The sequence below is a fragment of the Agrobacterium sp. D14 genome (assembly GCF_001526505.1).
GTDB classification, from domain to species: Bacteria; Pseudomonadota; Alphaproteobacteria; order Rhizobiales; family Rhizobiaceae; genus Agrobacterium; species Agrobacterium leguminum.
In genome coordinates, this window is sequence record NZ_ASXX01000041.1 from 1 (window position 1) to 5,234 (window position 5,234).

Here is a 5,234-nt window from a genome sequence, read left to right on the forward strand (position 1 = left end):
AGCCAGAAGAACCGGCGTGATCTTTCGAACCATTGCTGTCATTACTATACCTTTCGGAAATCTCAATTCGCTCCTCTTTATAGAACAAGAAGCCGCGCTTCAAATGCTAGAACAACCTGTCCACAATGGGCCCGCATTGGAAGTTGACAACGCACTAAACTGACGATGGGGAGATCTTCGCAGCCAAGCCCCCACTGCAACCACACCGGGTCGCAAACTAATCGGCCCCTATATCAAAGCCTCCTTACTCGGTTCTGTGAGACAAGAGGCTTAAAATCCAGGAGATATTCAGACTTCTGACACAACCAAATTTCTCCCGCGTCGAACGGCAGAACGGTAATTAATCAGGGGGGATATTTAAGAGGTGGTACCCCTCATTTTTTCGCTCGATATAGGATGAAAAATAACATGGACTAAAATAGAATATGGAAAATCAAAAAATTGCGTTTGTAGGGGCGTTCGGAGTTGGAAACCGAGGGGATGATTATTTAGCATTGGCTTTTTCGAAGATTTATCAACCTGTTATGCAGATTGGTTTTTCTCCAATGCCTTTCCTTGATGGAGCGGAGTTTGTTTCTTTCCAACAGGCAGTGGAACAGGACTATGCCAACTTCAAAGTCATAATATGTGGCGGCAGCTTCATATGGTCGGTAGAGCAACTCGACTGTCTGATAAAAATTGCAACTCGCATAAAAATGACGTCTGGATCTATAGAGGCGAGATGTGTTCATGTGGACAGCGATGTTGCTCTCAAGAATTCCGAGAAATTCATCGAATTTACGAGACAGCTAGATCTATTAACCGTTAGAGACTCTCAGTCCCAAAAACTCTGTCGTGAGCTTGGAATTACGCCAGGCATCGAAAAAGATAAGCTCGCAACCTTCATTTTGGACAAATACAGCAGAAACGCTCCCGCATCGGATATCCGTAGAATAGGATTTAACTTCCACAATTTTGGGGAATGCAGCCTAGAGTGGTACTATGAGTTTCTTGCAACCATAAATCATTTTGCTCCGGAAGCACTGACTTTAAACTATGTTGTCCAGTGTCGACATCTATCGCACCCAGCCTCGAATGAGGCGATGATTGCTGAGTATCTATTCAGCAAGTTTGGAGGCAACATCGATATTGTCGATGGGGGTACATCGCTGGACAGCTTGATTGACGCCTACCGTGCCAATGACATCTTCATTTCAAATCGAACCCACGGCATTCTGATAGCTGACGCTTTGGGCATCACCACAGTAACGGCCGGTGTAAACGATGAAAAAGCCTTGGGCATCGCCAGAGACCTCGAGACACCTATTTATCATATGAAGGAAGACCCCAGAACGGCAGGAGCTCGACTTGCCAAAACCATCTGGCCAGATTTACCCGCCTTGTAGCTAGATTGACCCAGGATTTGCAGAGGCCTTCTTTCCCCAATCTGAAGTAAGAAGGCCCTTCCGGCCGGCGCATTTCGGCATCCCCTCAGCGGATCTTCCTCTTTGCTAGGCATCGCATTGGCTCGACGAGCGTAACGCGAGCGAAGAGGGAGTTTGTCGACGTTAGCGAAAATAACTATCTCAAAACAGCTTCCGACACACCCGTTGGTGTGGCGCTATTCTTCACCCACTAAAAACATTCGAACATCTCATACGGTACGGGTCGCCTGAAGTATTTCAATTGCGACATCACGCCATTTCCGCATATTAGGTTTCTGCAGAGCGATCTTCGCGGTCAAAGCGTGGTATTTTTCAGGGTCCGTCCATAGGTCCTTGATGATCTCGGCCAATTCGGTGGGCCGATCCGGATCGAAATACAAGCCCAGGTCACCGCCCGCTTCACGCAATGCAGGTACATCAGCCGCCATTGCCGGAACACCACACCAAAGCGCTTCACTGACCGGCAATCCCCAACCTTCCATTCTGCTGGGCAAAACTAGTGCAAAAGCGTTTCGATAAAGACGTTCCAGCTCCGCTTGATTTGGATCGAAGATAAAATGGATTTTTCCCTGCAACGGGGCAAAGCGTTCGTCTTTTATAAATTTTTCCACGCGTTTGCGACGCGCGCCGGCCAGAATCAAGTCCGGGCCATTCAATCCGCTTTCATGCAGATTCAGCATGGCCTCCACCACGCATTCAAGATTCTTCCGTCCGTTATACGCACCGACACACAATAGATAGCGGGACAGAGATGTAGTCTTCTCGACAGGCTCGGAGGTTGAGCGCAGTTCATGGCAGAGCGGAACTGCGATAACTTTTTCAGCCGGTGGCAAGGTGCCCTTTTGCGAAAAGTGCCGAACTTCCGACGCCGTGAATTCAGAGTTCGTCAGTATGAGTGAAGCAGCACTCATCACAACGCAGTTGTCATGAAGAAAATTCTTCGGAAATGAAAACTGGTTGCGGTGGCTGAAATTGTGCAAGGGAATCATATCATGAAGAAGCGGCACAAATTTCAGCTGAACTCCCTCATTTTGAAGCGCTAAAAGATAATCGGAGATGATCTTGGGTCGGCCGAGAGCAACCAATATCTGCCCCTGAAGATCGACCTCTTTTACCGCTCCTGCTCCAATGGTCGCCCATCGTTTGGCATTAATGAAATCAGCCCACTTGTGCGCAAGCTTGTAAGCCCAGCCTTTCAGGAAATTGTTCTTGTTGTAATTATTCTGACGTAAGCGCAAAGGCGTTGCGGAATCGGGAACATTTGGATCGAGCACGCCCGTGGACGATTGCTCTCCAACACGAGGAAACACCTCGAAAAACCGGCGATGAAGAGGAGAATAGATCACATAGCGAATATTTTTATCAATGAGACTTAATTCGTACGCAACCTCCATAACGGTTCGCGCAATTCCATAATATTTGAATTTAATCTTCGAGTTCAAAAACAACTCTGAAAGATCAAAAAACACATCAGCCATACTGCGTTACTCACAATTCTCGCAAACCAACGACATTCTCAAAATCAGCCGGCTACCATGCACCCCGAATGCGGCAAACCAACCGGAAAAATCACAAGAGCAGACTCTCGCACACTTTTCCAGTTGGCTTTGCTGTCTAATGGCTAGGCGACATCGGTTTCAAACTGGATGCTGTGGAGGCGTTTATAGAGTCCCTCATTGGCAAGCAGTTCACGCCGACTACCCTGTTCGACAACCTGACCCTTGTCCATGACGACGATCTTGTCCGCACGATTGATTGTGGACAGTCTGTGAGCAATGACGATGGACGTCTTGTTTTGGGTCAGGCGCTCAAGCGCGTCGCGCACCAGAGCCTCAGATTCCGAATCCAGCGCGCTCGTCGCCTCATCAAGTATCAGGATGTCAGCATCACGGAGCATCGCACGCGCTATGGCCACACGCTGCCTCTGGCCGCCGGACAATCCGGAACCGTTCTCGCCGAGAACCGTGTCATATCCTCCGGGCATGCTCATGATAAAATCATGAGCATTTGCGGCCTTGGCAGCGGCGATAATCTCTTCTTCACTCGCATCATCACGGCCGACGGAAATATTGTGTCGAATTGTTCCTGAGAACAGGAAAGTCTCCTGCCCGACATAGGACATATGTTCACGCAGGCTCGCGAAAGAAACGTCGCGCAAATCCACTCCGTTGACGACGATGGCGCCGGTCTGCGGATCGTAAAGACGCATGATAAGATTAATGATGGTAGATTTGCCACTGCCGGAAGGGCCGACCAACGCAGTCATCTTGCCTCCCTCGAAGACAACGTCAACGTCGTTCAATACAGGCTGGCCTGAAATATATTCAAAACTTACATTCTTCAGCTCGACATCGCCGCTTGTTTTGGGAAGAGCCACAGGGTCTTTCTTCTCGGTCAGCGTGAGCGGAGCATCCAAAACTTCAAACATCATGCGAACGCCGATCATCCCACCTTCGATCGTAACACGCATGCGGGCAAGGCGTTTCGCGGGCTCATAGGCCAATAGAAGGGCTGTGATGAAAGACATCAAGTCACCAGGCGACCCTCCCTTTTCAAGCACGGTATAGCCTGAGACTGCAATCACAATGGCAATCGCAATACCGGACAGCGTCTCCATTATCGGGCTTGTCGCAGCTTCAAGCTTTGCGATGCCGTTTGACCGTTGCTCTACATCCGAGACGGCCTTGTTCATGCGCTTGAGCATCAGCTTCTCAAGAGAAAACGCCTTGATGACGCGAACGCCTACGCTCGTCTCCTGAACGACGTTAATAATCTCGCCGATCGAAGCCAATTCAGCTTCCATGATCTTGCGAACACGCTTCAGGACCATGCGCACGCCAAAGATAGCCGCCGGCCCAACGATCATCGATATCGCGCTCAGAAGAAAATTCTGGGCAAACATCACGATAATCAAACCAAGAAGAGAAAAAAGATCGCGTACGAAAGATGTAACAATTGTGTCGATTACGTTTCGAGCAGCTTGCGCGTTATAGGTTACGCGGACAAGCAACTCTGACGACGGCATATTCTGAAAAAAGGACACCCCTTGCTTCAAAAGTCGATCGTAAATCTTGCGCTGCTGCTCGGAGACAATGCTATTGCCAGCCTTGCTGAGATAATAACTTTGTACAAACGTCGCCAAGCCTTTAATAATGAAAATCGCGGCTACAGCGAATGCGATTTCCAGAACAACGTCGAAACCGCGTTTCAGATATACGCTATTAACAATATCGCGCATGACCCACGCGCTAAGCGACGTCGTAAGAGCGACAACAAGCATGGCAGCGATTGAAACAATGTACCATCGGGCATGTTTCTTAAAATTTTCCCTGAAAAGCCGATGCAACAGTTTATTGTCGTTCGGCGAGAGAAAAGATATGATCACGGAGATTTCCTTATTTAAACCGAAACTACCCGACTTGATAAGTTGACGACAACTTCATCATCTTACGCAGCAGCGAAACCATTCACGATTGATTTCGACTATAACAGTCGATGCAGCACCTTGTGTCGCGACCCAATATCGCCTCATCGAAAAATTTCGAAAGCGCAATAATGTGCGTCAACGCCTCTTTCTCGCGATGGAAATAGTACCAGCAATGAAGAGTGTCAACCATCGACACATCGCGCGGAGCGCCTGTACCTGCTCGCATTGAGGCTCCTCATGCAAGCCGGTTATCGAGCATGCACGAAGCCGAACAACAGACATAAGACACTGTAAACCCAAAATAAGATCATCCGCTTCCAGTCATTTTCTCTAGATTGGCGATTCAATTTCGTTCAGCACAGCCTCTGCCTCATATATGGCGC

At 48.7% G+C, this 5,234-nt stretch carries 3 protein-coding genes; 1 reads left to right on the forward strand and 2 read right to left on the reverse strand.

Going from position 1 to position 5,234, the window contains the following annotated elements:
- Positions 1 to 425: 425 nt before the first annotated feature.
- Entirely contained in the window at positions 426 to 1,385 is a 960-nt protein-coding gene (locus tag L901_RS19430) for a polysaccharide pyruvyl transferase family protein (protein ID WP_059759654.1), read from the forward strand.
- Positions 1,386 to 1,633: 248 nt separating this feature from the next.
- Here the strand turns inward: L901_RS19430 and L901_RS19435 are convergent, their stop codons facing one another.
- Positions 1,634 to 2,902 carry a glycosyltransferase family 1 protein gene (locus tag L901_RS19435; RefSeq protein WP_059759656.1) on the reverse strand — a complete coding sequence of 423 codons (1,269 nt, stop codon included), beginning with the start codon at positions 2,900 to 2,902 and terminating at the stop codon, positions 1,634 to 1,636.
- A gap of 143 nt (positions 2,903 to 3,045) precedes the next feature.
- On the reverse strand, positions 3,046 to 4,809 hold the full coding sequence (locus tag L901_RS19440) for an ABC transporter ATP-binding protein (RefSeq protein WP_059759658.1): 1,764 nt from the start codon (positions 4,807 to 4,809) through the stop codon (positions 3,046 to 3,048).
- Positions 4,810 to 5,234: the final 425 nt, after the last annotated feature.